This is a genomic window from Bacillus sp. FSL W8-0223, from assembly GCF_038006805.1.
In the GTDB taxonomy this organism is placed as follows: Bacteria; Bacillota; Bacilli; order Bacillales; family DSM-4216; genus Bacillus_O; species Bacillus_O smithii.
In genome coordinates this window covers 423,071-446,232 of record NZ_JBBOVX010000001.1, presented here as the reverse complement: position 1 = coordinate 446,232, position 23,162 = coordinate 423,071, and the positions used below count along the sequence as shown (strand labels likewise).

Genomic DNA, 23,162 nt, shown 5'->3' with positions numbered 1-23,162 from the left:
GAAAACCTCTTGGATCCAAAAGGAACAGAGAGCTTAGATCTTTTATGATAAAAAAAGAAAGGGCTGTCAATTCTTACTCGATTGCATGCATGTATTTCGATGAAATATTGTAGCCGCAAAGATGCCCTTGCGCCTTTTGGAAGATTGGCAGAATAGAATGGCCAAACGAATCGCTTTTTCCTTTTCTTCATTCGCTAAATGATGAAAAGCTTTTTTGAACTCCATTTTATTTTTCTTTTTAAAAGTTCTGCTTTGATCCGTGGGCGTTTTTTGGTTGTTCCATCCTTTTCAGAGGATGATCACACTGGTCCTGATATGGTACAATGATCATCAGGTGATACTATGAGAAATAATAAATATAGGCAAATTTATCAAGAATTGGCAGATAAAATTCAAAACGGGGTTTATAAACCAATGGAAACGTTGCCATCGGAAAACGAACTTTGCGAATTGTACGACACTTCGAGAGAAACCATTCGAAAAGCCCTCAATTTGTTGGCACAGAACGGATTAATCCAAAAAATCCGCGGCAAAGGATCCATTGTGTTGGATACGCCAAAAATGAGCTTCCCGATTTCCGGCCTAGTGAGCTTCAAAGAACTTCAAGATTCTCTTTGGGGGGACTCCCGAACGATTGTGTACGATCTCGGACTTATTCATCCAGATCCATGGCTTTCAAGACAATTGAATGTTTCCGAAAAAACAGAAGTATGGAAAGTCATTCGAGCTCGTGAAATTAAAGGCGAACGGGTGATATTGGATCGCGACTTTTTCATCAAGCAATATGTCCCGTTGCTTACGAAAGAAATTTGTGAACACTCCATATACGAATATTTAGAAAATGAATTGGGGTTGGCCATCAGTTTTGCCAAAAAAGAAATTGTGGTAGAGCCGTGCACTGAGGAAGATATCCGCTTTTTGGATATAAAAGATTACAATCACATTGTGGTGGTGAAAAACTATGTCTATTTGGAAGATGCGACTCTCTTCCAATATACCGAATCGCGTCACCGATTAGACAAATTTCGTTTCGTCGATTTCGCCCGCCGAAACAAGCATGGATGAATCATTATGTACCGCTTTAAAATGCTAAAGGGGTCAGACCCCCCCTAGCGTACTTCTACCCAACCTCTTTTAATGGCGGTTACGACTGCTTGTGTGCGGTCGTTCACATTCATTTTTTGCAAAATATTACTTACATGGTTTTTTACTGTTTTTTCGCTGATATACAGCGCTTCACCTATTGCCCTGTTGCTTTTTCCGTCCGCCAGCAGCTGGAGCACTTCACATTCGCGTTTCGTTAATAAATGATAGGGGCGCCGCACTTCGCCTTGCTGAAAGCCTTTTTTTCGATCGCTGGAAGTGAGTCGACGATAGTCGGCGATCAAATTATGAGTAACTTTTGGATGCAAGTACGATCCACCCTCTGCCACGACTTTGACGGCTTCAATCAGAGCATCCGCATCCATTTCTTTCAAAAGATAGCCGCGCGCTCCTGATGTTAAAGCGTGCGCCACATAATTTTCATCATCATGAATGGATAAAATGATCACTTTCGTTTTCGGATAGGCATCCACCAATTGTTTCGTTGCCTCTACACCGTTTACGCCAGGCATATTAATATCCATTAAGACCACATCGGGTCTGTGTCTTTCGACAAGCTCAAGCACATCTGATCCGTCGTCTCCTTCAGCAACGATCTTAAAAGATTTTTCAAACTCTAATATTCGTTTTACTCCTTCACGGAATAATTGATGGTCATCGATTATGACAATCTTCGTTGCCATTGTTTCTCCTCCCTTATTATGTCAGCACTTTCTGCTTCTTAATATAATTTCTATTTGGACCAATTATTTCCTTGTTCATATTACCTTTTCATCATTTATTTTTATAAATTCTTCTCAAATGTTTTACTTAAAGTATAGCTTAATCCTTTCCATGAACATGAATCGGGACGCTTAACCTTACAACGGTCCCCTTTCCTGGTTTCGAATCAATGTTCAACTCACCTTCCAAAAGTTCTATTCTCTCTTTCATGCCAAGAATCCCAAACGAATTTGATTTGCGTTTATGAATGTCAAACCCTTGGCCATTGTCTTTAATGACCGCCAATACCTTCTCTTTCCCAATTTCCAGTTTCACAACAATTTCGCTGGCATTTGAATGCTTTAACGCATTTTGAACGGATTCTTGAATCAGGCGAAAAAGAGCAATTTCCAACTTTGAAGGGAGCCGTACTTCCAGCCCAATGTTTCGAAAGCGAATAGTCGTATTTCTTTGAATGGATCGATTATACTCCTCAAGAGTGCTTAAAAATTTATTCAGAGCCGGGACCAGGCCCAGATCATCAAGCGCCATTGGCCGCAAATCGTATATAATGCGTCGGACTTCATATAGCGCACTGCGAACCATGTTCTTTAAGTTGCGGATTTCTACAAGAGCTTCTTCCACTCCTCTTTCTTTGTACACTTTCTCGATCAAATCCGAGCGCATCAAGACATTGGCCATCATCTGGGCCGGACCATCATGGATTTCGCGTGAAAGCCGCTTTTTTTCTTCCTCTTGAGCCTCTAATATCCTAAGGCCAAACTCCTGCTTCAACTTCGCATCTTCAAGCGCTTGGCCAATTTGCTTCATGTCGCTGGTCATATATTTCAAAACAACTGATATTTGAGCCACAAGATTGTCCGCTCTCTCAATCGTATTTTTCAAATTTTTAAGACGCCGTTCCAAATCATCGCGACGCTCCATCAGCTGTTTTGCCTTTTGTTTCGTCAGGATTAATTTCGTCTGTAAATCATGGGCATACTGATAAGCTTTTCGGATATCTTTTTCAGAATATGTATGAAAAAATTTGCTTACTTCCGAAAGCCTTCTTCTCGCTTGTTTAGTTTGATAATCAAGTTCTTCTTCTTGTTGAAGAGCTTGCTTTACTTCATCTTTGATCGCTTTTAGTTCCATCAATCCCGATTCTAAATCTTGCCGGCATCGTTCGCCGATTTCAAAGATTTCATCTTTACTTTGATTGACTGTAGAAATCATTTTATCTAATATCTCATCTAGCTTTTCCGTTTTGATACCTCTTAATGACATAGAGAAGACCTTCCTCGTGGTTACTGATTTTAAAACAAATGATATTTGTTCATCTGCAACCTTTGAACTGCTGAATAAAAGTAAGCAAAATCTCCTGGTAAAAATACAATCACTTTTACAGACAATTCCATTATATCATGTCATATTTTGCATAGGATTAAAGTTTGGTTACCAATAGATTAAATTTTTTTTCTATATTTGTATTTCAGAGGCTTTTCGTTTGCACAAAGAAGATTTTTCTATATCATAAGGATGTCTATACCCGTTTATTTTGAAAATGAAACATGATGGAGTGAGAGCTTTGCTTCCTAATTACTATACAGTAAAAGGATATGGAGAACACGAAATTGTTATACAAAAGTCACGGTTTATCGCCCACGTCAATCGAGCGGAAACAGAAGAAGAGGCAATAAATTTTATCGCGGAAATCAAAAAAAAGCATTGGAACGCCACTCACAATTGCTCTTGCTACATGATCGGCGAGCATGATCAGATTCAAAAAGCAAATGATGACGGTGAGCCGAGTGGTACCGCAGGTGTTCCGATGCTGGAAGTGCTTAAAAAACGAAATTTAAAAGATACAGTCGTAGTGGTTACCAGATACTTCGGAGGAATCAAGCTAGGGGCCGGTGGATTAATTCGCGCCTACAGCAAATCAGTCTCCGAGGGGCTTAACCATACCGGTATTGTCGAACGAAGATTGACGAGGGTCATGCATACTACATTGGATTACCACCTTCTCGGAAAAGTAGAAAATGAGTTAAGGTCTTCAGTTTATGATATAAAAGATATTCATTACTTGGACCGAGTCACCATTGAAACATTTGTCGAAGAAGGAGATAAAGAAACGTTCAAAAAGTGGATGACTGAGCTGACGAATGGACAGGCAGCCATTACGGAAGGCGATATGCTTTATTTAGAAAAGGATATCGAAATGTAACAAAGCTGAAGCTCTTTACATTCAGTTTAAAAACTTTCTCCGGAAACTCAGCTTAAACATGCCAATCATGAACTTCCAGGTGCCCGGTCTGTACGTCAAATTCTTCATCAAAGAAAATCCCTGTTTCCTTTTTTAACACCGGTAAAAGTCCTATTTCATTTAATCTTATTTATGAGCTTCCGACCATGCCGCTTGTTTTTCCGATCTGTATGGAGAGGTTTCCTTCAAAAAGGAGACCTATTTTTTCTGCAGAATTTTTGAAAATAAACAAAGTCTATTAAGCGATTTCCATAAAATAATTTACGAACAATGCTTCTTCATAGTAAAATGGAGTTTAGAAGACTTGTTGAAATTTGAAAAAATTTGTTGATTTCGCTTTATTTCATTATTCGCAAAAGGAGCAATGGTATGGCTGAACAGAGACAGCAGATCAGAGAACGGAGAAAACGGAGGAAACGACGAAGAAGAATCATGTTCTTTCTACTACTCCCCTTCATTCTAGTGGCATCTACAGCAGCAGGTTATGGAGCCTATTTATATAAAAAAGCAGAAACGGTTTTTACCGATGCTTATGACCCAGCTGTTGAAAAATCTGATTTGAGAGATAAAGCTGTGGATCCTAGCAAGGACAATATCAGCATTTTATTTATAGGAGTGGATGACAGAAGTCCCGATTTCAAACAAAAGACAAGATCAGATGCTCTGATTCTCGCAACACTAAATAGAAAGAATCATAGTGTAAAACTGTTAAGCATCCCTCGTGATTCTTATGTGTATATTCCCATTATTGGAGAAAAGCAAAAAATTACCCATGCTCATGCCTATGGAGGAACTCAGGCAACCATCGATACAGTAGAACACTTGCTTGATGTTCCGGTAGACTTTTATGTCAAAATGAATTTCAAAGGTTTTGTGGATGTGGTAAATGCTCTAGGCGGAGTGAAAGTAAAAGTACCGTATGAATTCACTGAAAAAAATTCAACCGACTCAGAACCCGTCCATTTAACGCCCGGAGTTCATAATCTCAGCGGAGAAGAAGCCTTGGCGTTGGCCCGAACAAGAAAACATGACAACGATATTATGCGCGGCGAACGTCAGCAGATGATTTTAGAGGCGATTGTCAAAAAAGCCAAATCCGTCAATGCAGTCACTAAGTATCCGGACGTAATTGAAGCAGTCGGACAAAATATGAAAACAAACCTTTCGTTCTCTCAGATGAAGTCGCTCGTTAGCTTCGGTACATCCGGCGACTTAAAAATAGACCATTTAACCTTAAAGGGAACGGACGGTCATGATCCGAATAACGGTGCTTATATTTATAAGCTAGATGATGTTGAACTGGAAGTGACAAAACGAATTTTAAAACGTCAATTAGGTATTAACTAAAAAAGACTGTCGTGAAGGCCCTCAATGGAGCCTTTTGCGACAGTTTTTTATCTGCTTTTCCTTTTCAATTTTCCAATCCCATTTCCAGTCATTAACTGAACATTGCCAATGACCGTTAGAAAGAACAACGGAATTTCCTTTATAAAAAAAGCAACCACCGTTCCTTCTCCTTTTTCCTAAGGTTGATCAATCCCCTTTATGGGAAGATCAGCTTACGACTCGTATTATGCATCTCATACAAAATCGTACAAAAACAACGTATGATATCGGTAAAATTCACCGCGACCACGCTACGCTCTGCCGCGCTTTTTATACTTCGCAAAGCCAAAGCCAAGCTACTTGATTACACCGATATCAAGAGTATTTCTAACCCATTTATTGATAAAAAAAGGTGCCCCAAAAGCTTGATTTCAGGACACCCTTTTCTTTTTCCACTTCTAAGCGAAATTGGATTATCTGCTTTTTCTCATGACTAATCTCAACAACGGCTGGTAATCGGATCCGACTAAGCCAACACTTTCGACGAAAAGTTCAATTCCTATAATCAAAATAGCGCCAAACAGAAGAGCCCCCCATATGGTAGCCATTGAAAAAATAATGGCTGCCAGTCCAAACATGGCTGAAATGGCATAGATGATCAGCACCGTTTGTTTGTGGGTGTATCCCATTCGCAACAAACAATGATGCAAATGAGATTTATCAGGCGCTGAGAGTGGCTTCTTATGGATAAAACGGCGAATAATCGCAAAAAACGTATCGGAAATTGGCACCCCGAGAATAATAACAGGGATGACAAATGAAAGAACTGTTACATTCTTAAATCCAAGCAGCGACACAACGGACATCATATATCCTAAAAAGAGAGCTCCTGTATCTCCCATAAAAATCTTGGCAGGATGAAAATTGTAAATCAGAAAACCTAATGTACTGCCAAGCAAAATGAGTGCAATACTCATGACATATGCGTCGCCTTTAAGAAAAGCCATAAAGCTAATGGTAATTAAAGCGATCGAAGAAACCCCGGCAGCCAGTCCATCTAATCCGTCGATTAAATTAATGGCATTGGTCACACCGACGATCCATAAAATGGTTAGCGGAACGCTTAACAATCCAAATTCCAATTGGCCTCCGAAAGGCAAATTAATAAATTCCACATGCACCCCGCCGATCACGACCACGACAATGGCTGCCAGCAGCTGACCAGCTAGTTTAAGTTTTGGCGAAAGCTCAAACTTGTCATCCAGTAATCCTGTAAGGACAATAATAAAGCTGCCAATTATAATCGGCCAGTTATAAGGATCTTGCGGACGTAAAACCAAAAGTCCAATAAGAAAACTTAAAAAAATCGCCAAACCACCCATACGGGGCATTATTTTCTGATGCACTTTTCTGTAATTAGGCTTGTCAACAGCTCCGATAGCGATCGCCAGCTTCTTCGCCAAAGGAGTCAGCAGAAGCGAAGCGATAAAACATAGTACAAAGGTAAGGTAAACCATGCCGTACCTCCTCTTTCTTAGCATGCCCAAAAAAGCAACTAAAGTTCATTGCAAAATTTGTTATTGCATTCAAAAAAAATCGGTATTCTATCTCTCATTTGGAAAATTTCTTCTGCAAAGAATTTCCACCACTTCAATTTCAATATTATAAAACGGATTGGTCATAATATCTATATCAAATTCTTTAAAAATTCATTTCATGCTATTTTTCTTTTATTCTCGACCTTTATTTTACATCTTGTACTGTTTATAGTAAAAAAGCATTGGTTCTGGTAAGATATTAATATAATAGAAGATTAGGATTTTTCTTCAAGGAGCGTACCTAATATGATCTCACTTATCAAAAATATGGTCGATGCGAACGAAAGAAGATTGAAAAAATATTATAAATTAGTTGAGAAAATCAATGAGATAGAACCAGAGTTTGAAAAACTTTCAGACCAAGAATTACAGCAAAAAACCATTTGGTTTAAACAACAGCTGCAAAACGGAAAAACGATTGATGATATTAAAGTCGAAGCCTTTGCGACAGTCAGAGAAGCAGCCAAAAGGATTCTTGGCATGCGCCATTACGATGTCCAGTTGATCGGCGGCCTTGTATTGACCGAAGGCAATATTGCTGAAATGGCTACCGGTGAAGGAAAAACATTGGTAGCCTCCCTTCCCAGCTATTTACGAGCTTTGGAAGGAAAAGGTGTCCATGTCATTACCGTCAATGAATATTTAGCAAAGCGCGATCGCGAAATCATTGGCCCTATCCATGAATTCCTTGGATTAACAGTGGGATTAAATTTACCGCTTATGGAGCAAAGCGAAAAAAAACAGGCCTATCTTGCCGATATCACTTACGGCGTCGGAACAGAATTTGGTTTTGACTATCTGCGTGACAATATGGCTACCCGGGCTGAAGATCGAGTCCAACGCCCTTATCATTTTGCCATTATCGACGAAGTGGACAGTATATTAATCGACGAAGCAAAAACACCGCTCATTATCGCGGGTAAAGTAAGGGCAAGTTCTGAATTGCATTATATTGCAGCTCAATTGGCAAAAAAATTCAAAAACGAAGAGGATTATTCCTTCGATATGGAAACAAAGGCGGTCAGCTTAACCGATCAAGGAATTGAGAAAGTGGAAAATGCCTTCGGTATCGATAATTTATACGACTTGGAACATCAAATACTGTACCATTATGTCATCCAAGCCGTACGTGCCCATGTCATGTTTAAACGCGACGTAGATTACATTGTGAAAGACGGCAAAATTTTTCTCGTGGATAGTTTTACAGGCCGCATCATGGAAGGAAGAACGCTGAGCGACGGACTTCATCAAGCTATCGAGGCTAAGGAAGGACTGGAAATTACAGAAGAAAACAAAACTCAAGCGTCCATTACCATCCAAAACTATTTTCGTATGTACCCGTATTTATCGGGGATGACCGGAACGGCAAAAACGGAAGAACAAGAATTCCTTCGAGTGTACAATATGGAAGTCATTCAAATTCCCACCAACAAACCAAAACAACGCATCGATTTGCCGGACCGGATTTATAAAACGATACACGATAAATACACCGCTGTAGCGAAAGAAGTAAAAAAGCGCCATGAAAAAGGGCAGCCGGTTTTAATCGGGACTACTTCCATTCTTCAGTCGGAAAAACTGGCGAAGTATTTAGACCAAGAGCATTTAGACTATGAACTGTTGAACGCTAAAAGCGCCGATCAAGAGGCAGCGCTGATTGCCAAAGCCGGACAACGAGGACAGATTACGATCGCCACCAATATGGCTGGACGCGGGACAGATATTATTTTGGAAGAGGGAGTCGCCCAGCTTGGGGGCCTTCATGTCATCGGAACAGAGCGGCATGAAAGCAGAAGAATTGATAATCAGCTAAAAGGGCGCGCCGGCCGCCAAGGTGATCCCGGTTCCACCCAGTTTTTTATTTCATTAGAAGATGACATGTTCCAGCGCTTCGCCTCCAAAGAAATGGAAAAATTATCTAAAAAAATCAAAACCGATTCTACCGGCTTAGTGCTAAATAAAAAAATGGACGAGTTTGTCAACAAAATTCAGCGAATAGTGGAAGGCTCAAACTTTTCTGTACGTGAATACAATTTAAAACTGGACGATGTCATTAACATGCAGCGAAATGTCATTTACGGACTAAGAAATAAAATTATTGATGAAAGCGATCTGTTGAAACTATATTTTGAAATGATTGATTCGGCTGTAAAAGAACAAATACAACGACTTTGTCCGGAGACAGAAACACCGGATAATTGGCGTCTGAATCAATTGCTTTCGACGATTCAATCGTTCATTCCCGGTGAGACTGTCAACTTGCCGGAAGGATTGGAAGATCTGAAGGATGTGGAAGAAGCCGTCTTCCCTGCCGTTGCTTCTTACAAAAAACGAATTGAACAATTAAATTTTGCAGAATGGGCCAGTTATATAAAAGAAATTATGCTTTCTGTCATTGACCGACATTGGATCGAACATATGGAAAGCATGACGCGTCTGAAAGAGGGAATCGGATTAAGATCGTATCAACAAGAAGATCCTATGAGGCTTTACCAAAAAGAAGGATATGAAATCTTTTTAGAAACGTACCATGAAATCGAAAAAGAGATCTCTGTCAGAATCGCCGCTTTTTTAAAAGAGATGCAAACAAAGGAGTAGCTGATCATGTTTCCATTATTTCGAAAAAAAAAGAAAGAAGATATCCAATTAGAAGGCTTGACTAATACCATCGACTCCGCTGAATTAGTCGACTCTCCACAACAAGGAGATCAAGATTCAGAAGTGAAAACCGAACTTTCCATCCACCCGTTGTGGAATGTTTCAAAAGAACAATACTATGTATTTCGTTTTTTAAATAATGAGCTGCCAACACTGAAGCCCAATCAGCTTTCTCTGTCCAGCATTCAATGGGAAGAAACACCCGAAGGGCTTTCGGTGACCGCCTTTATTCGTAATTCATTAAAAAAGCCGATCCAATTGGAAGAAGTTCCCCTTATTCTATTAGATGAAAATCGGGAAGTTGTGGCTAAACACACCTTTAACCTTCATGATGCAGGAGAAATCCCGGCCGAAAGCAGCCGACCGTGGACTTTTGTTTTCCCTAAAGAGTCCTTGTTGAAAGATCATCTGCAAAAAGAAGGCTGGACACTCGCCTTCGATTTAAGCACAAAACAACATCAACTCGATTTAGAACCTTCTTGGGAACAAAGTTTGCCTGACGAAGAAAAGAAAAAACTCCAACAGCTCGTTAGCCAATTGGAGCCTCCAAAGAAAAATGAACTCAATTTTATGGGATTAGAAGCCAAAATGCTGCAATCGGGAGATTTGGCCGTGACTCTCTTGATCCGAAACGGCTACGAAAAAGCGATTCAAATACAACAACTTCCGCTGAGAATTATCGATGCGAACGATGCCATTGCGGCTGAAGGGCAATTCAATATCGGTCAATTGGAAATCAAGCCAAATACAACAAAACCGTGGACCTTTATTTTTCCGAAAAACAATATAAAAAAATCTGCTCCTGACTTGTCTTCTTGGAAGGCTGTTGTAATCCAAAAACAGGACTAGCCGATATTGTGAAACTTCCATCAGAAGGGGAAGAAAAACTCCCCTTCTGATGGTTAGTTGAACCAATCGGGCCTTTAGGGGCAGTTAGTCCCAAAGGGTTCTTCTTCCCCGCCAATCCTATGAAAGGGATTTACTGCCCCTTAATGCGGGATACAGTGACACTTCCATTAGAGGGGATTCTTTCCTCCTCCAGCTTTAAACCATAACCTTAAATTTGGACTTATCTCCTCTTTTATAGCTGAATGAACCTAAGACTTTCCATTTAATCAGGAAATAAATCCGTCCGACTTCATCACCATTTCCAGTTCATTTCGTTAAAACGAAAAATCCTTTTTGGGAGTCATTGACTTTCCCCGTTTCCCTTCTCTTATTCTCTGTTCTCAAACATCCTATTCAACCTCAACGGGTACGGTCATTTTCCTTATGGATCCATAGTCCAGATAAATCCGATTACAGACTTTTTTAAGGGAATCGAGTAGGAGGAGGTGTGAACCTCCGTCCTCTCACACCACCGTACGTACCGTTCGGTATACGGCGGTTCAATCAAATAAATGACGCTTTTCACCATATTTTCTATACAGGCTTTTCAGCCCTTGGCTACTCCAATAAGAGTTGCCAAGGGTTTGGTGTAATATGGGACTTTTAGAGATTCTCCAATATGATTTCCTCGAATTCCCCCATTCATATGCTTTATATGGTTGAACTCCGAGTTGAATGAGTTTCTTCACTTTCGTTTTCGGTTTCTTCCACTGTTTCCAGATCATCATTCGGAGCCTTCTTCTTATCCATTTATCAAGGTTCTTAAAGACAGTAGGAGTGTCAGCTAGTGAAAAGTATCCGCACCAACCCATTAGGTACTGATTTAGTCTTTTGATTCTTTCTTCCATTGAGATCGAATGGGAGCGGCTGGTGAGTTCCCTGATTCTTTGTTTCATCTTTTGAATGCTCTTCCGAGCGATTCTTATCTTTGGTTCTTTATGATACGTAAAGCTAAACCCTAGATAATCCCGTTTCCATGGGCGGTCTAATGCCGTCTTTTCCCTGTTCACCTTGAGTGATAGCTCTTTCTCTATGAAGTTTGTCATGTTCTCCATGACTCTCTTTCCGGCTTTTCTACTCTTGACAAAGATATTACAATCATCTGCGTATCTTACAAATCGAAGATTTCTTCTTTCGAGTTCTTTGTCTAATGGATCCAACATTATATTGGATAAAAGCGGACTTAATGGACCCCCTTGGGGGGTCCCTTCAAGGTTTGAAGTGACTAGCCCGTTTTCCATAATGCCTGCCTTCAAGAATTCTCGGATTAGATGAAGGATTCTTCCATCTCTTATTTTCTTGCCAATTAAATGCATTAGCTTATCATGATTCACATGATCGAAGAACTTTTCTAAGTCCATATCAATGACCCAGCGGTAACCTTCTTTGATGTAGGATTTCGCTTTTCGCACAGCTTGATGTGCTTGCTTGTTTGGTCTAAAACCAAAGCTATTCTCTGAAAATCCCGGGTCAAATATGGGTGTTAGCGCTTGGTTTAATGCCTGTTGAATGAAACGGTCTATCACCGTAGGAATCCCTAGTTTCCGTTTACCGCCGTTCGGCTTCGGGATTTCGACTCGTCGGATTGGTTGTGGTTTATAGGTTCCCTCTAATAGAGACGTGCGGATTTCATGCCAGTGTTCCATCATGTACGGTCGTAATTCGGATACACTCATTCCATCCACACCATGACTTCCTTTATTTCGTTCCACTCGGTGAAGTGCCTCTAATAAGTTTTCACGTGATAGTACCTGTTCCATTCTCATAAATATGACTCCTTGCGTGTGTTTTCTATTCTCTTCCATAGACCTAATATAAGCTCCACCCTCTTGAAGCCCCTCGTGGGATTCACCACTACCCTCTTCAAGCAAGTCCGTTTCGGATTGTCTGTGTCATTGCTTCATTAGAATATCCGAGTAGAAAACCCTCTTTGATTGTTCCGTCCTTCCAAATAAGGAGCGACCTTATTTGTACTATGACTTCTGCTGACTTCTGACGGTTCAGCAATCTATCGCTAAATTGGTTGCCAACTTAGTTGGCGTATCAGTCAGACCTCCCCGGGTAAGGGTGCAATCTTTCCTTCCATCCATCTGCTTCATTTACTCTGTATCACCTTCGGCAGAAAGGGCTTTGTTTTGTCTTGCAAACTCACCCAATGATACTTAGCCTTATATGAAGTTCGTGTTCCGAGAGACCCTAAGTTTGCCGCTCGCTTCCTTCAGATTCCGCGTCACCGCGGACACCCTTGCGTTAGGCTAGCCGCTACTTCTGCCTTCGCGGTTCGGGACTTTCACCCTAGAGATTACACCCATGCCGGGCGCACAAGAAAAAGGCACCTGCATGTGTATACATGCAGGTGCCTTTTCGGCCATCACCAACCGTCGCCTCATTCTCTCTCGAACATTACAAAACGGAAAACATTACTCTTTTATTGTACCACAACCTTTTACTTTGACAAGAAATATTTTCATCTAATGCCTCAATTTACCTCCATATAATAACATTTCATTTGTTTTTTCCGCCATGGCACATTCTTTTCACAGTATTCGCAGCTCCTTCAAAATCACTTGAATTTTTGAACCAGCCCATGCTCTAAAAAGTAAAAATCATAACCATTTCTATTGTTCTTTCAGTAATATTTGATATTCTTGTAGATAGAGAAGAAACTAGAAGGAAAGGGATTTAAGAGAATATGAGAAGCGATAGACATAAACATAAAAAAAAGAAAAGACGCGGTTTAAAAATTTTACTTACCGTTTTAGCCATTCTTTTAGCGGGTGCCGGTGTGTACGCGTACTCCATCTACCATTCTGTGAACAAAGCGGTAGAAAGCATGCATGCACCGATTGCTCATGATCAAGCTAATAAACGTACACATCCGGTGTCGCTGGATAACAAAGATCCGTTTAGCGTCCTGTTATTAGGTGTAGACGAGCGGCAAAACGATACAGGGCGTTCCGATACGATGATTTTAGCCGCCGTCAATCCGAAAAAGCAGTCTGTTCAACTTTTAAGCATTCCACGAGACACGCGAACAGAAATTGTCGGAAAAGGAACGGAAGATAAAATCAATCATGCCTATGCTTTTGGCGGTGTACCGATGTCGATTGCAACAGTGGAAAAATTTTTGGATATCCCGATCGACTATTACATTAAAGTCAATATGGAAGGATTTAAAGATATTGTCGATGCAGTGGATGGAGTAACGGTACAAAACGATTTGGATTTTACTTATGAAGGAGAACATTTTCCGAAAGGTACATTGCATTTAAACGGCGAACAAGCTTTAAAATATTCTCGCATGCGTTATGATGATCCTCGCGGAGACTTTGGAAGGCAGCTTCGTCAAAGACAAATCCTTGAAGGAATTCTCGCAAAAGGGATTGATTTCTCTTCCTTATGGAAATATGGTGATATTTTAAACGCTTTACAAAAAAATGTAAAAACCAATTTAACAATGGATGATATGATGAAAATCCAAAAAAATTACAAAGCAGCCCGAAATCATATTCAGCAAAACGAAATAAAAGGAGAAGGTACCAAAATAAACGGTGTATACTACTATATCGTTTCCGATTCAGAAAAACAGCGCCTTTCCCAAATATTTAAAGACCAATTAAACCTAAATTAATGGATTGGAATCCATCATTCCAATCAAAGAACCACTCACTATTAAAGACCCCTAGCAGGAAACATCCGTCCGATGCACAACATTTCCTGTTAGGGGTCTCTCGTACTCTACACAATCATAGGTTCAAAACTTCCTTTATTTGGACCATTTTCTTTTATAGATCATTTTGTCCATACATTTTTCCATAGTCCTGAATCGCGACTTCATTAAAAAGCCTGACCCATTTACCTAAAGGGCAGGATCCAATTCATGGAACTCCCTTCTACACAAGGTTTTAAAGGGTCAGGCTTATTCCTAATTAATAAAATCTCTTGAAGCTGTCGAAGTGGCTTTGATAATAGGAATTGCTCAAGCTGCTGATTTGAACTTGATCTCCTCCGGCATGAATAAATTGATTGTTTCCAATGTAGATCCCCATATGAGAGACGCCTTGTTTGTATGTATTATCGAAAAAGACAAGATCACCAGGTTGTGGGTTGGAGACATAGTAGGAACGGCTGTAGTATCCTTCCGCACTGGTTCGTGGGATGCTTTTTCCGACTTTGTTAAATACATAGTAGACAAACCCGCTGCAATCAAATCCTACCGATGGAGAAGAACCTCCGAAAACATACGGGACGCCAATATATTTTTTTGCTTCCGCAACCACTGCGGTATTGATGTTGCTTCCAGTTTGCTCTATGGAACTGCTATTTGCCGCGCCGCTAGGAATGATCAGTTTTTGGCCAACGTAAATGGTGTCAGAAGAAAGGTGATTGGCTGATTTTATTGCTGAAACGCTTGTACCATATTTAGAAGCTATTTTGGTTAGTGTGTCGCCTTTAACAACGGTATAGGTTTTAGAACCTGAAGAGGAATTGGAGTTGGTTGTTCCGGAAGATTGAGCTCCCGAGCTTGAACTAGCTGCAGCAGAAGCTTTCACTTTTAAAACCTGTCCTGGATAAATGGTATCAGAACTCAAACCGTTCCAGCTTTTCAAATTTTGGACGGTAGTCCCATAAGCTCTTGCAATTTTGGAAAGTGTATCTCCAGATTTCACGGTGTATGTAGCGGTGCCAGAGGACGTGCTGGACGAGCTGGTGCTGACAGATTGCGTTGAACTCTTCCCGTCATCAATTTTTAAAACTTGAGAAACGTAAATCGTATTTGTAGACAAATGGTTTAAGTTTTTAATAGAATCAATCGTTGTATTATATTTTTTTGAAATGCTGTATAATGTATCTCCGGATCGAACTTGATAATTGATAATAGCTGCTTCGCTCTTTGAAGCAAATCCTGCTGAGATAATCGCAGCTGTGGACAAAGTAAATAATGCTTTTCTCATTTTGGGCCTCCCTAATTGAATATTCACGTTTAATATCGGTTTTTTCAGTGTCATATTAACAGATTAATAGTTGAAAATTTTTTAATTCTGTGTAAAATTGTAGAATAAAATGATCTACACTTCTGTTTCGATATGTTTTCGTCATTTCCTTTTGGAAATTTCATACATTTCGTCGAATATTCTTAACAACACACAGCAATATACTATCATAGAGCGACAAAAATCAAAAGGTAAAAAGGACATATTTATCCAAATCTACTAAAAATAGATCATATTTTTGTATAATATTGGTAATTATTACTACTTTTTTTCTGTATGATCAACATAAATTGGAGAATATGTTATCTTATGGCGTTCACGTAATGCTAATTTCGTGTCGCTAAAGGGATCTCTTTGTCAGTCTATAGTATGTAGTAAAACACACTTTTTAAGGCTTTATATCTACTGTTGTTCCTTCTTAAAAGGATGGTATGCAAAATGATATTCCTAAAAAAGAGGCGGTTTCTTTTGAAACTGCCCCTTTTTTTCTTTATAGAGGGTTCATTTGCTCCCATTGAAGAAAGATATTTTTGGATAATTGAACAACGGAACTGCTGCCGCCTCTGGAATTGACTCCTTCCATTAAAATGGCGAGAACCATATTCGGCTTGTTTTGGTCATAGGCAACGAAAATACCATTCTCTTTTCCCGATTGTCCAAAATTGGATTTTAATTCAGCCGTTCCGGTCTTTCCTGCCAGTTTTAAAGACGGATGATTCGCTTTTTTTGCCGTTCCTTTTTCTACGATAAGCCTCAGATCCTTCTGCAGAATTTTTGCATCTTTTTGAGAGATCAAGTCCTTTTTCCATACTTGTGGTTTTTCATCGCTATACAAAATCGGCTTCATCATTGTGCCTTGATTGACAATGCCTCCGTACATGGAAGCCAAATGAAGCATGCTGACTAACAATTCACCTTGACCGTATCCGGAGTCGCTTAATAGCCTTTCCTTGTCAAAATGGCCACTGTTCGATATCTGCGAAGAGCGGATAGGAAAAGCAAACGGCAACTTGGTTTCAAATCCAAAATTCTTCAACCCATTTTCCATATCTTGCTTTCCAATTTCTAAAGCCGTTTGGGCGAAATAAATGTTGTCCGAATAAACGAGGGCACTTTCCAGATTTATCGGTTTCCCCGGGTCTGTCACTCGAGTCACGTGATAATTTCCCCATGAAGCATCTTTTTGCCATTTGAGCCCTTTAATATTGCGCGCTTTAAACGGATCCAGCTTTCCTGTTTTCAGCCCAATCGCCGCTGTAATCGGCTTGATAGAGGAACCGGGAGCATAAGTAGCTGCAAACCGATTCAAAAAAGGCTTGGCCGGATCATTTTGCATCTGTTGATAACGGCTCTCAGACAATCCTGTAATAAAGTCATTTGGATCAAAGGCCGGTGAACTTACAAGGGCAAGAACCTTCCCGGTTTTAGGATCAATAGCCGCAGCGGTCCCCGGTTGTCCGTTCATTTGGTTGTATATGACTTTTTGCAATTCGGCGTCTATCGTCAATTTCACGGATTTGCCGTTCTTTGCTTTCGTTTCGGCGAGAACAACCTGATTGCCATCCGATTTTTCAATCACTATTTTTTGGCCGTTTGTCGCTCGCAGTTTGTCTTCAAGCAGCTCCTCCAAGCCACGCTTTCCTATCCAATCGCCTTCCTTATATCCTTTTTGCTTTTGCTTTGCTAATTCCTCCTTTGTGATGGTACCAACATACCCGGTTAAATGGGCCAAAGCTTGATGATAAGGATATTCTCGAATAAGCTTCTCGTTGGCCAGCACGCCCGGAATACTCAACAATTGATTGATATTTCCATCATCATACAAAACATCTTTCAGCGGCACAAAATAATCGGGTTTCACCCAACTTTGACTTAACTGTTGATCGATGTAATGAACAGAGACCCCAAGCAAATGAGCCAGCTGACTTTTTTTTCCGGCATCATGACCAAATTGTTTAGGAATGATCCCTACCTCATAACCTTTAGAATTAATGGCTAAGGCATTGCCATTTCGGTCAAAGATTTCGCCGCGTTTTCCCTCCACGGTTTCAAGCCGGACTTTGTCTCCTTTTCCAAGCTCAGGGAAAATATAGGTTGTATTCCAATCGACGTACCAATTCTTTTTTCCTTCTTTTTCTTCCAGTTTCAAATGGACATTCTTTTTAAAATGAATCGGACCGGCAGCAGTATCCATTTTTACGTCAATCGGCAGTTCTGCCCGGTCAGCATCTTTCCAATCCTTTTCTTTTGCTGATAACACAGTCACTTTTAAATGCTTCACGTCTAGATCCCTATAAATCGTTTTATACCGATCTGCGAAATCCACTATTTTATATTTTTTTTGAGAGGAAGACGTTAAATAATCATGGTACATTTGGCTGAATTTCTGATCATTCCATAGCTTGACATAATCAGCTAACCGTTCTTCCGGACTCGGTGTTTTCTCGCATGCAGCCATGGAAAGAACGAATAACAGCACCAAAAAAACGGGCGTCAGATTTCGAAAGCGTTTCAATTTAATCCCCCCCTTCGTCCCATTTCATTATATCAAAATCTGGAACTAGGAAAAAAAGCGAGGCGTCTTTCAGCCTCGCTTTAAATTTAAATATTCGTGTTCAAAGACAATGGTGTCATGATCGGGTGAATATCTGCTTTCGTCTAAAGAAATAATTGATTTTTTGCTTTAAACACTAATCATCCCTTTTCGTGACCATTATGTACATCATACGAAACGTCTTGTCTGTTTGGCAGCCAAAAGGAATGATAGAATTGGATGGACGAATAAATCCATGCTTGTGTTTCGAACTGAATGGAAAAGTCATTTGAAGAAATTTGTTGTTTCTTTTTAAATTTTTGCATCGTTCCGGGTTATCAAATTTAAAGATAAATAAATAGAACTTGATAAACGGTGAGGTTCTTTCTGAGAAGCACGGCGCTGGAATTTGGTTTTTCTTTGAAGGCAATGCTTTTGGTGAGGAAGATACGCGATAAAATAGAAAACTTCTCCAATTTTCAACAAAAAACTGGTTAATACCTTTTCTACTACTCTTTCCGGGACCCACTGTTCATTTAAGTTTGATAGTTTGATGAGCCTTTTATTTAAATAAATCTCCATTTTGAATGTCCACTCATCCAATCCCCATCCCACTGTTAACAGAAAGGAATCGTACTCTTCTTGAAGAGGCAATTCAACATAATTCGTGTTATGGATTCGATAAAAAAATTTCTTAGAAGAGTAAATATTGGTGATGACATCGTAAAAACCACATATAGACAATAACTGAACGCAATCCCTATTTTTCTTTTTTCCATTGAAAATAAGAAAAGATTGCTCCTTTTCCACTCGATCTCGCCCCCTCCCATTTAAAATATTTGAGAAATAAGTCTTTTGTAATAGATATATTTTCCTTTATTCCCATCATATAGGAAAAACATGTCGAAGCAGCTCGTTATTCTTTAATGGAATGGATTTTATAATTTCAATTCGGAAACTATTTGTTCTTTTTACAGAAAAATCGCTATCTTAATAATCAATCATGGTAAAACTTTCATAGGTGGGTCTTTATGCATTTTCACGAAAAATTAAAGAAATATAGAGAAGAAATTTTACAACTTTCTCAAAAGGAAGTAGCCTTTCGTTTAAAGCTTTCGCAATCCGCTTTGTCCAAGTATGAAAATGGTCGAGCTCAAATTACCGCGGACATGCTGAAAGATTTTAAAGCCGCTTACGAAATCCCTTCTGATCTTTTCGCAGAAATGCTTTTTGAATCCTCAGACTTATACTCTTCCACTACTCCAGAAGTTTTGCGGGAAAAATTAAAAGAAGCAGAACTTCAGCGCGTAGAAAAAATGGTAGAAGAATACCCGGAGATCAAAAAAATGATTACCAACCTTTCTTACTTGCCAAAGGCAGAATCCAGAAAAAAAGTTAAAGTACTTTTCAGAATTTTTGAGGCGATTAAAGATTTAAAGTAAGAGCCTTTAAAAAAGACGGTTTGTCCGTCTTTTTTTGCAATTCGGAAACATTCTCGATTTCATGACAGTCTTTTTCTTTTTCGATATAATTTTTTCAGAGTATGCTAGGAAGGTTGGATTCTTTTGAAACCACAAACTTGGTTGTCGATTAATTTTTTCTTGTTCTTTTTTACTTGGGGAGTATTTATTCCTTATTGGAATACTTGGCTGATTAATGAAAAAGGGCTTTCTATTCAAGCCGCCGGTACGATCATTGCGGTCGGATTATTGATCCGCGCATTTAGTACATTTTTTGTATTCCCATTTTTAAGCAAGAAAATGGCGATCGGTCATGAAATGAAAATGATTTCCTTGCTTTCTGTACTAATCCTTTTATTATTTCTGCCGGTCCACTCTTTTCGATGGATTTTGGCGGCCATGATTTTATTCAGTTTTATCTATCCCATGATGTTGGCGGTTTCCGAAAGCCTAGGATCGATCATGATGAAGACAGATCAAATTCAATACGGAATCAGCCGATCTTTCGGATCCATCGGCTATGCGACAGCACTAGTAGCCGTCGGAGCAATTTTGTCTTTTTACAGTGAGAGTTCTATTTTTTGGACCATGTTTGCCAGTTGTTGTCTTATGACCATTGCGGCTCATGTCCAAACGCCGAAATCGCTTATGGCCAAGCACCAAGAACAGTCGGTTTCCTATCTGCCTCTGTTTCGATCCAAACGGTTTATGGCGGCAATGGTAGTATGTATCCTTATTCAAGGAGCCCACGCCTCTTACTATAATTACGGATTTATTTATTTACAAAAATTGAATGCCGGAGATTTTTGGAGTGGCATGATTTTAAACTTGGCCGTCCTTGCTGAAACATTGTTCTTTATGACGGCGGATCGCCTTTTTCAAAAAGTCTCCACTTCTCGCATGTTTGCCATTTCCGCGGCGGCTTCGATCGTGCGCTGGGGGCTTGTCTATCTTGTGCCAACGGTATGGATGTTTATTTTCACCCAGTTTCTGCATTCTCTTACATTTGCACTTGCCCATTACGCATTTATACGCCTTCTTCATGAGGAATTAGACAATCGACTCATTCCGGCGGCTCAAGGCATCTATGCCTCTCTAGCTATGGGGCTAAGCATCAGCGTCTTCACTTTTCTGGGAAGCTATCTCTACTCCAAGTCGGCTGGGTTGGCGTTTGCCGGAATGGCAGCAGCGGTCATACCTTCTCTCTTTATCGCACTGATGATGAACCGAAAATTCGAAATGCATCCCGTGAAAGAATAAAACATTAATTGTGAAATCAATAAAGTATTAAGCCCCCCGGCTCGATTTTACGTTTCCAATGGAATTTTGAAAGCAGCCTATTTGAAGTTTCGTTTTTCATCTAAAAGGCTGCTTTTACAGGTTCTGTTTCGATCAAAAGGATTCCATAAAAAAACTCGTCCTTTCGCCACTCTCAATAGTAAGCCAACCTAAACCTTGTGGCTATCCATTGAGAATCCAAAAAGGACGAGTATTCTCATTCATTTATCCATATACAAACAGCGTGACTGGTCTTTTTTATTCTGCTTCAAAATCTACTCTTTTACTACAATAGAACACATGTGCCAACAGGAAAATCAATTCATCTATCAAGGGTGTCATCTCAAATGATTTCGAAGGAGGGCATGGTTCCTCCCCCCAATTTAAGTTCCTTATTATTTAAGTACTTTTACTGTTACCGTTCTAACTCCCCAATTACGAGCTTGTTGATCATTTGGAACGAAAACGTCGATTCTGTTTCCGTTAATGCTTCCACCAGTGTCCCCGGCAATCGCATCACCATATCCTTCAACATATACTTTTGTTCCTAATGGAATGACGCTCGGATCAACCGCAATGACTTTCGCATTCGGATTGGCTTTTAAGTTCATTCCCGTTGCTGTTACACCGGAGCAACCACCGCAATTAGCTGTATAAGCTGTGGCCGTCATAGTAAAGGTTTCTCCTTGAGCAGCATTGTCTGGTTGTGTATTAGACTGCTGTGCCGGCTGAGATTGAACTTGCTGAGCTGGTTGTTGAGATTTTTGTACCGGTTGTTGAGATTTTTGTACCGGTTGTTGAGCATTTTGTGCCGGCTGTTCAGATTGCTGTACAGACCGGCTTGGTTGTGCCGTTGTATTTTGCTGTTGAACAGCTGCTGTTGTCGCTTTTGTTTCAGTTTGACCGGTTTGATTAGCTTGTTGATTTTGAACAGGTTGCTGTGCAGCCTGACTTTGAACAGGTTGTTGTACCGATTTATTCTCAACAGTCTGCTGAACTGCTTTTGAACCGTTTAGTACAATGCGATCTCCCGGGAAAATAAGATCAGAGTTTAATTGATTGATTGATTTTAAAGTTTGGACAGACATACCGTAAGCTTTGGCGATTTTGCTTAATGTATCTCCTTTTTGAACTGTATAATACTCAGGTATATCCGAAGTAGTTAGGACTTGATTTGGGAAGATTAAATCAGAGGAAAGGTGATTCATTTCCTTTAACTTATCTACAGTAGTATGATGTTCACGTGCAATCTTCCATAATGTGTCTCCTCGCTCCACCTTGTACGAAGCAGCAGATGCATCGGCAACAAAAGCACCTGATAACATCGTTGCGGCTGCTAGAGCAATTACAGATTTTTTCACGTAATTAACCTCCTTTATTCACTGACGAGGTTCATTTTAACATGAAAAACAGCACTGTGATTTTAAAAACCGATTACGTTTCCTTGCCATTATGTTACGCGATCATTTCACTTCCCCTTTTTCCCCTTTCTTTGTAACATTCATGTAATGATTATGGATTGATATAACTCAGATGGAAAAAGAAGTAATTGGTAATACATGGTCATTCCAAACAGATTAGTAGATGAAATGCCTTTTCTACTTGATGAAAAAATCGAGTAGGAGGGAGCGATTAACTCCCGTCCTCTCACACCACCGTACGTACGGTTCCGTATACGGCGGTTCAATTAAGATAATTGACGCAAGTCTTTATAACTTCCGTGAATAGCTGTTCTCTTTATGCCAGTGGTCACTCCACCCTCCAAGAGGTCTCCCACGGGATTCACCGCTTCCTCCCTCAAGTGAGGTACTACGTTTTCTGTGTTCATCATGACTCACTGAATACCAAGGGCTATTCTCTCTTAATTGTTCGGTCCTTCTTAGTTGTTCTAGACCAACTAATACTATGACCTCTGCTGACTTCTGACGGTTCAGCTACTTATCACTAAGTAGGTTATGAAGAGTACTTCACATATCCGCCAGACCTCCCCGGGTAAGTACATGCACTTTCACACCATCTATCCGCCTCATTTACTCGATATGACCTTCGACAGAAAGAGCTTTGTTTTGTTATGCAAACTCACTCCATCATACCTAGCCTTATATGAGGTTCGTGTTCCTCGGACCGGTGTTTTGCCTCCAGCTTCCTTCAGATTCCGCGTCACCACGGACACCCTTGCTCTTGGCTAACCTCTACTTCTGTCTTCGGGGTTCGGGACTTACACCCTATAGTTCATGTACATGCCGGGCGCACATAAAAACGTCTGGAATTTTGTTGCTTCCAGACGTTTGAAATTCGATTTTTAATAGGTTTTCTCTGCTGCGTTCACTCCCGTGGGCAGGAGTTCGCCCAACA

16 protein-coding genes are annotated in these 23,162 nt (G+C 40.1%); 8 read left to right on the top strand and 8 right to left on the bottom strand.

What is annotated here, in order from left to right; all coding sequences use genetic code 11:
* Nucleotides 1-342 precede the first annotated feature (342 nt).
* The gene (treR, locus tag NST81_RS02300; protein ID WP_341028078.1) at nt 343-1,065 is read left to right on the top strand and encodes a trehalose operon repressor; all 723 of its coding nucleotides are present in this window, start codon (nt 343-345) and stop codon (nt 1,063-1,065) included.
* A 44-nt stretch (nt 1,066-1,109) separates the two neighbouring features.
* On the opposite strand, the gene NST81_RS02295 is transcribed toward treR, so the two are convergent.
* Nucleotides 1,110-1,787, bottom strand: coding sequence for a response regulator (locus tag NST81_RS02295; RefSeq protein WP_004439660.1), 678 nt, complete (start codon nt 1,785-1,787; stop codon nt 1,110-1,112).
* A gap of 139 nt (nt 1,788-1,926) precedes the next feature.
* Complete coding sequence (locus tag NST81_RS02290; protein ID WP_048622550.1) at nt 1,927-3,093, bottom strand: sensor histidine kinase; 1,167 nt, start codon at nt 3,091-3,093, stop codon at nt 1,927-1,929.
* Nucleotides 3,094-3,394: 301 nt separating this feature from the next.
* Between NST81_RS02290 and NST81_RS02285 the strand changes: the two genes are divergently transcribed.
* Both NST81_RS02285 and NST81_RS02280 read left to right on the top strand, forming a co-directional pair.
* Complete coding sequence (locus NST81_RS02285; RefSeq protein WP_004439637.1) at nt 3,395-4,033, top strand: YigZ family protein; 639 nt, start codon at nt 3,395-3,397, stop codon at nt 4,031-4,033.
* A gap of 408 nt (nt 4,034-4,441) precedes the next feature.
* Nucleotides 4,442-5,419 (top strand): LCP family protein, encoded by a 978-nt coding sequence (locus tag NST81_RS02280; RefSeq protein WP_048622549.1) that lies wholly within the window; start codon nt 4,442-4,444, stop codon nt 5,417-5,419.
* Nucleotides 5,420-5,871: 452 nt separating this feature from the next.
* Here the strand turns inward: NST81_RS02280 and NST81_RS02275 are convergent, their stop codons facing one another.
* The gene (locus tag NST81_RS02275) at nt 5,872-6,915 is read right to left on the bottom strand and encodes a glycosyltransferase family 4 protein (RefSeq protein WP_004439633.1); all 1,044 of its coding nucleotides are present in this window, start codon (nt 6,913-6,915) and stop codon (nt 5,872-5,874) included.
* 327 nt (nt 6,916-7,242) lie between these two features.
* Here NST81_RS02275 and secA2 point away from each other — a divergent pair, with 327 nt between their 5' ends.
* Nucleotides 7,243-9,594: an accessory Sec system translocase SecA2 gene (gene secA2 / locus NST81_RS02270; protein ID WP_048622548.1), complete on the top strand. Its 2,352-nt coding sequence runs from the start codon at nt 7,243-7,245 to the stop codon at nt 9,592-9,594.
* Between the two features lie 6 nt (nt 9,595-9,600).
* Nucleotides 9,601-10,503: an accessory Sec system S-layer assembly protein gene (locus tag NST81_RS02265; protein WP_048622547.1), complete on the top strand. Its 903-nt coding sequence runs from the start codon at nt 9,601-9,603 to the stop codon at nt 10,501-10,503.
* Between the two features lie 539 nt (nt 10,504-11,042).
* Here NST81_RS02265 and ltrA read toward each other — a convergent pair.
* The gene (ltrA, locus tag NST81_RS02260) at nt 11,043-12,308 is read right to left on the bottom strand and encodes a group II intron reverse transcriptase/maturase (protein WP_048622546.1); all 1,266 of its coding nucleotides are present in this window, start codon (nt 12,306-12,308) and stop codon (nt 11,043-11,045) included.
* 926 nt (nt 12,309-13,234) lie between these two features.
* Here ltrA and tagU point away from each other — a divergent pair.
* On the top strand, nt 13,235-14,173 hold the full coding sequence (tagU, locus tag NST81_RS02255) for a polyisoprenyl-teichoic acid--peptidoglycan teichoic acid transferase TagU (protein ID WP_048622545.1): 939 nt from the start codon (nt 13,235-13,237) through the stop codon (nt 14,171-14,173).
* Between the two features lie 298 nt (nt 14,174-14,471).
* Here tagU and NST81_RS02250 read toward each other — a convergent pair whose 3' ends face one another.
* The 3 genes from NST81_RS02250 to NST81_RS02240 form a co-directional block, all read right to left on the bottom strand.
* Entirely contained in the window at nt 14,472-15,497 is a 1,026-nt protein-coding gene (locus NST81_RS02250) for a C40 family peptidase (protein ID WP_048622544.1), read from the bottom strand.
* A 529-nt stretch (nt 15,498-16,026) separates the two neighbouring features.
* Nucleotides 16,027-18,051 carry a penicillin-binding transpeptidase domain-containing protein gene (locus tag NST81_RS02245; protein WP_341028065.1) on the bottom strand — a complete coding sequence of 675 codons (2,025 nt, stop codon included), beginning with the start codon at nt 18,049-18,051 and terminating at the stop codon, nt 16,027-16,029.
* Nucleotides 18,052-18,381: 330 nt separating this feature from the next.
* Nucleotides 18,382-18,879, bottom strand: coding sequence for a hypothetical protein (locus tag NST81_RS02240; RefSeq protein ID WP_341028062.1), 498 nt, complete (start codon nt 18,877-18,879; stop codon nt 18,382-18,384).
* Nucleotides 18,880-19,100: 221 nt separating this feature from the next.
* Here NST81_RS02240 and NST81_RS02235 point away from each other — a divergent pair, with 221 nt between their 5' ends.
* Complete coding sequence (locus tag NST81_RS02235) at nt 19,101-19,511, top strand: helix-turn-helix domain-containing protein (RefSeq protein ID WP_048622542.1); 411 nt, start codon at nt 19,101-19,103, stop codon at nt 19,509-19,511.
* A gap of 123 nt (nt 19,512-19,634) precedes the next feature.
* Complete coding sequence (locus NST81_RS02230) at nt 19,635-20,789, top strand: MFS transporter (RefSeq protein ID WP_048622541.1); 1,155 nt, start codon at nt 19,635-19,637, stop codon at nt 20,787-20,789.
* Between the two features lie 413 nt (nt 20,790-21,202).
* On the opposite strand, the gene NST81_RS02225 is transcribed toward NST81_RS02230, so the two are convergent.
* Nucleotides 21,203-22,132, bottom strand: coding sequence for a 3D domain-containing protein (locus NST81_RS02225; protein WP_174521032.1), 930 nt, complete (start codon nt 22,130-22,132; stop codon nt 21,203-21,205).
* Nucleotides 22,133-23,162: the final 1,030 nt, after the last annotated feature.

Bases quoted from the DNA above. Each gene is read 5' to 3' on its own strand.
- ltrA (WP_048622546.1), bottom strand. From the start codon at position 12,308: ATGAGAATGGAACAGGTACTATCACGTGAAAACTTATTAGAGGCACTT.
- NST81_RS02275 (WP_004439633.1), bottom strand. From the start codon at position 6,915: ATGGTTTACCTTACCTTTGTACTATGTTTTATCGCTTCGCTTCTGCTG.
- NST81_RS02265 (WP_048622547.1), top strand. From the start codon at position 9,601: ATGTTTCCATTATTTCGAAAAAAAAAGAAAGAAGATATCCAATTAGAA.
- NST81_RS02290 (WP_048622550.1), bottom strand. From the start codon at position 3,093: ATGTCATTAAGAGGTATCAAAACGGAAAAGCTAGATGAGATATTAGAT.
- NST81_RS02225 (WP_174521032.1), bottom strand. From the start codon at position 22,132: ATGTTATCAGGTGCTTTTGTTGCCGATGCATCTGCTGCTTCGTACAAG.
- NST81_RS02295 (WP_004439660.1), bottom strand. From the start codon at position 1,787: ATGGCAACGAAGATTGTCATAATCGATGACCATCAATTATTCCGTGAA.
- treR (WP_341028078.1), top strand. From the start codon at position 343: ATGAGAAATAATAAATATAGGCAAATTTATCAAGAATTGGCAGATAAA.
- NST81_RS02235 (WP_048622542.1), top strand. From the start codon at position 19,101: ATGCATTTTCACGAAAAATTAAAGAAATATAGAGAAGAAATTTTACAA.
- secA2 (WP_048622548.1), top strand. From the start codon at position 7,243: ATGATCTCACTTATCAAAAATATGGTCGATGCGAACGAAAGAAGATTG.
- NST81_RS02250 (WP_048622544.1), bottom strand. From the start codon at position 15,497: ATGAGAAAAGCATTATTTACTTTGTCCACAGCTGCGATTATCTCAGCA.
- tagU (WP_048622545.1), top strand. From the start codon at position 13,235: ATGAGAAGCGATAGACATAAACATAAAAAAAAGAAAAGACGCGGTTTA.
- NST81_RS02280 (WP_048622549.1), top strand. From the start codon at position 4,442: ATGGCTGAACAGAGACAGCAGATCAGAGAACGGAGAAAACGGAGGAAA.